Raw genomic sequence first — 824 nt, forward strand, 5'->3', positions numbered from 1 at the left:
CCTTCGACTAACAATGAAGATAAAGAGTACAGGCTGGTCCCATTTCGCTCGCCACTACTCTGGGAATCTCGGTTGATTTCTTTTCCTGCGGCTACTTAGATGTTTCAGTTCGCCGCGTTCGCTTCACGTAACCTATGTATTCAGTTACGGATGACCCATACGGGCCGGGTTTCCCCATTCGGATATCTGTGGATCAAAGCTCGTTTGCCAGCTCCCCACAGCTTTTCGCAGGCTACCGCGTCCTTCATCGCCTGTGATCGCCAAGGCATCCACCACATGCACTTGTTCGCTTGACCCTATAACGGGTGTGTCTCAACATGGATCCGCAGATTCATGCGTCGCCACACACGCTACAGGTTGAGTATTCGTGTTGCGCCGTATTCCAAAGCAATCTTTCGATCACTTAAAAATACATTGATACAATCACAACCCTGATTCACCTACTCAATCACCCATCTCTAAGTGATCTTTCGTGAATCTCTTTACTACTTCTTCCTGATTGTTAAAGAACGACAGCCGATACAAGGCGCCATGCCTTGCAACGTTACTGACTGGCTCAATCGCCAATGCAGAACATTCTGCTTTCACCTTCAGCAGAACGCTTGGCACTGGAAACTGGTGGAGGATGACGGGATCGAACCGACGACCCCCTGCTTGCAAAGCAGGTGCTCTCCCAGCTGAGCTAATCCCCCAGTCATGCAGATACCCCAGAGGTTTTAGACGATCAGCACACCAGACAAGACTTTGGTGGGTCTGGATGGATTCGAACCATCGACCCCCGCCTTATCAAGACGGTGCTCTAACCGACTGAGCTACAGACCCCT

2 tRNA genes and 1 rRNA gene are annotated in these 824 nt (G+C 50.5%); all 3 read right to left on the minus strand.

What is annotated here, in order from left to right:
- Positions 1-296: ribosomal RNA gene (locus tag FQ755_RS01240) — 23S ribosomal RNA — on the minus strand; the annotation flags it as partial.
- Between the two features lie 320 nt (positions 297-616).
- Positions 617-692: transfer RNA gene (locus FQ755_RS01245), tRNA-Ala, on the minus strand.
- A 53-nt stretch (positions 693-745) separates the two neighbouring features.
- Positions 746-822, minus strand: a tRNA-Ile gene (locus FQ755_RS01250).
- Positions 823-824: the final 2 nt, after the last annotated feature.

It is taken from the genome of Paraburkholderia sp. BCC1885, assembly GCF_900996235.1.
Lineage (GTDB): Bacteria > Pseudomonadota > Gammaproteobacteria > Burkholderiales > Burkholderiaceae > Paraburkholderia.